Annotated in this window: 3 protein-coding genes; 2 read left to right on the top strand and 1 reads right to left on the bottom strand. The window is 67.4% G+C overall.

Going from position 1 to position 3223, the window contains the following annotated elements; translation table 11 throughout:
* Positions 1–778, bottom strand: a 778-nt coding sequence (locus tag IRZ18_09170; protein ID MBX5477274.1) for a hypothetical protein, incomplete at its 3' end; no start/stop codon positions are given.
* Between the two features lie 193 nt (positions 779–971).
* Between IRZ18_09170 and IRZ18_09175 the strand changes: the two genes are divergently transcribed.
* The gene (locus tag IRZ18_09175) at positions 972–1694 is read left to right on the top strand and encodes an ABC transporter ATP-binding protein (protein ID MBX5477275.1); all 723 of its coding nucleotides are present in this window, start codon (positions 972–974) and stop codon (positions 1692–1694) included.
* Complete coding sequence (locus IRZ18_09180) at positions 1691–2710, top strand: ABC transporter permease (GenBank protein ID MBX5477276.1); 1020 nt, start codon at positions 1691–1693, stop codon at positions 2708–2710. Before IRZ18_09175 ends, IRZ18_09180 begins: the two co-directional genes overlap by 4 nt.
* Positions 2711–3223: the final 513 nt, after the last annotated feature.

Consider the following 3223-nt stretch of genomic DNA (forward strand, 5'->3'; position numbering starts at 1 on the left):
ACATCAAGGCAATCGCAAACACAGTAATGCACAGAACCGTGGCGCAACCTGCTGTCCCCGCTGCCCGCGTCGGGTCTGGCTTCACTCTCTTCGGCCCTGGTTCAGCCTTCGAACGCTTTGCTTGTGGAGTCCTGCTTGCTAAAGCCGCAGCGCGGGACGGCACCCGCACGGGACGAGCGGGAAGACCCCGCATGAGTTCGAGGAGGTAGGTGTCTCCGTGGAGCCCTCGGCAGCCAAGGAGGGCGATCGCGGCGTGGCAATCGGCGCCGGCTCGGTGTGCCCGGTCTACCTTGATGCCGTGTGCGGCGAGCAGGTTTTGGAGTGATCGCGAGCGGTACCCGTGGTTCGACCAGGCGATTCCGCGCATGGAGCATAGCCAGACTTTCTGCGCCGCTTCCGGGTAGAGCCGAACTACGAAGGAATAGTCAAACTGCGCGTTGTGAGCGATCAGAAATTCGGCTTTGTCAAGGAGATCCCGGACGCGACGGTCGTCCAGGCGACGGCCCTTGACCATTCGGTGGGTGATGTGATGGATGGCGGTGGCGTCGGGCGGTATGGGCCTCGCCGGCTCCCTCAAACCGATATACTCATCGACGATCCCGGCGATGGTGCCGGTCTCTCGATCGAAGGCGAAGAGGACCAGTGCCAGTTCCACGACCTCGTCGCGATTGGAATCGAGACCGGTCGTCTCGACATCCACGAACGCCGCCAGGCCGAGCGGGTCCCTTTGTGCGGCGTCCCAGGGCAACGTCGCTGATTTGGAGGGTCGTCGCGCCACGCGGACACTTCCCGAGCGTGAATGGATCCTACGGGCAAAATTCTCGGCCCCGTGCCGCCAAATCCTGCCGGTGATGGATAAGACCACAGCCGCACGGGTCCGGCCCGGCAGGAAGCCGCGTGACGCATGGACAAATGAGCGGTGCTGCTTCAAAGAGTGTTATCACTTCTGAGAGTGTAAAGGAGCCAGACCGATGCCCCCCGCCGTGGAAGTCGATCGCGTAGGAGTTCGGATCGGCTCGGCGCGCATCCTTGAGGATGTCTCCTTCGAGATGCACGAGGGCGAGACGCTGGGGTTGCTGGGGCCGTCCGGGTCGGGGAAGACGACGGTCGTGCGGGCGATCATCGGCATGGTCGCGCCGGCGGCGGGCGAGGTGCGCGTGCTCGGCCACAGGATGCCGTCGCTGGAGGCGACGGAACGCATCGGCTACATGGCGCAGTCGGACGCGCTCTACCCGGAGCTGAACGCCCTGGACCACCTTGAGTTCTTCGCCGAGCTCTACGGCTTGCCGCGGGCGCGCCGGCGGGAGCGGATCGACGCCGTGCTCCGGCTGGTGCAGCTGGCGGACGCGGCGAAGCGGCCCGTCGCCACGTACTCCGGCGGCATGCGGCGCCGCCTGTCGCTGGCCATCGCGCTCCTGCACGAGCCTCGCGTGCTGCTGCTCGACGAGCCGACGGTGGGCGTCGACCCGGTCCTGCGGCGCGCCTTCTGGGACGAGTTTGCGCGGCTGAAGGCCGCGGGCGTGTCGATCCTCGTCACCACGCACGTGATGGACGAAGCCGAGCGCTGCGACCGGCTGGCGCTGATCCGGGCAGGCCGGCTGATCGCCGTCGGGACGCCGGCGGAGCTGCGCGCGCAGGCGGGCGCGGCCAGCATCGAAGAGGTCTTCCTGCGCCTGGGGGGCGCGGCGCGATGAGGACGCTGGCCCTGGCGAAGCGGCTCGTCAAGCAGGTGGGGCGCGACCATCGCACGGTGGCGCTGATGTTCGTGGCGCCGCTGCTGATTCTCTTGCTGCTGGACCTCGTGTTCACGGGTGCGGAGGCGAAGCCCGTCCTCGACACCGTGACCGCGCCCGCGCCGGTGGTGGAGCAGCTCAAGAAGGCCGGCGCGACGGTGCGGGCGGTGTCGCTGGAGCGGGCGCGGGCGGACCTGGCGTACAAGGCGGCCGACGCGTTCGTGGCTTTCAGCCCCGGGGGCGTGGAGATCCGGCTGGAAGGCTCGGATCCGCTGATCAGCCGCGCGGCGCTGCAGACCGTGCAGAAGGCGATGCAGGCGACGGCGCCGTCGCCGGTCCCGGTGCGGATCACGTACCTGCACGGCGGGCCGGACTTCACGGCGCTGGACTACGACGCGCCCGTCCTCGTGGCGTTCTTCGTGTTCTTCTTCGTCTTCCTCATCGCCGGGGTGCAGTTCCTCCGGGAGCGGACGGCCGGCACGCTGGAGCGCGTGCTCGCCACCCCGCTGCGGCGGCACGAGATCGTGCTCGGGTACTTCCTGGGGTTCGGCCTTTTCGCGCTGGCGCAGACGCTGGTCATCCAGTGGTTCGTCCTCGACGTCATGAAGATCCGCACCGTGGGCGGGTTCTGGTCGGCGTTCCCGGTGAGCCTCCTGGCGGCGACGGTGGCGCTGGCGCTGGGCACGCTGCTGTCCGCCTTCGCGCGCAACGAGTTCCAGATGATGCAGTTCATCCCGCTCGTGATCCTGCCGCAGGTGTTTCTGAGCGGCCTGTTCGAGCTTCGCGGCCTTCCGGAGTGGCTGCGGCAGCTGGGCGAGGCCTTCCCGCTGACCCACGCGGCCCGCGCCCTGCACGGCGTGATGGTGGAGGGACGCAGCCTCGACCAGGTGCAGGCCGAGCTGTGGATCCTCGCGGGGTATTGCGTGGCGTTCCTGGCCCTGAACGTGGTGGCGCTGCGGAGGTACCGCAGGGTGTAGGGCGGCGAGGGCTGGCGCTGTTCCTCAGCGGTGACCTGATGCCCGCACAAAGAGATTGCATGCCAGCGCAAGCATTCGTATAGTTTAGGCAGCACGAGGCTCGCGCCGTCACGCGAGCCTCGATTCGGCGGCGTTCCCCGTGGAGCGGGGGCGCAGGGCCGGTTTCGGGTTGGTAGCCTCTCCGAACGGGGAGGCTACTTTGTTAAGACGTACAGGGCAACCGCGACGAGCACAATGATGATGGGAATCTAAGCTGGAGGTTTCCCCCGCGGCCGAGCCAAATTCCCCTTCAGTGGTGGCGTTGCTGAGGCACCGGCGGGTGTCGTTGACCTCAAGGGATAATCACCACCCGGAATGGAACCCGGACCGGGCTGGGCACACTGTTCCTGATCGAGCGGCAAGGGGGCATCCAATTTGAGCCCGTCATCGATGAGCGTCGACCACTGCTGCTGCGACCATTGCGAGCGGGAGCACTGCGGGCAGAACTGCACGTGCACGGAGCCCTGCACCTGT

The organism is Clostridia bacterium, from assembly GCA_019683875.1.
GTDB lineage: Bacteria > Bacillota > Sulfobacillia > RBS10-35 > Bu92 > Bu92.

Bases quoted from the DNA above. Each gene is read 5' to 3' on its own strand.
- IRZ18_09180 (MBX5477276.1), top strand. From the start codon at position 1,691: ATGAGGACGCTGGCCCTGGCGAAGCGGCTCGTCAAGCAGGTGGGGCGC.
- IRZ18_09175 (MBX5477275.1), top strand. From the start codon at position 972: ATGCCCCCCGCCGTGGAAGTCGATCGCGTAGGAGTTCGGATCGGCTCG.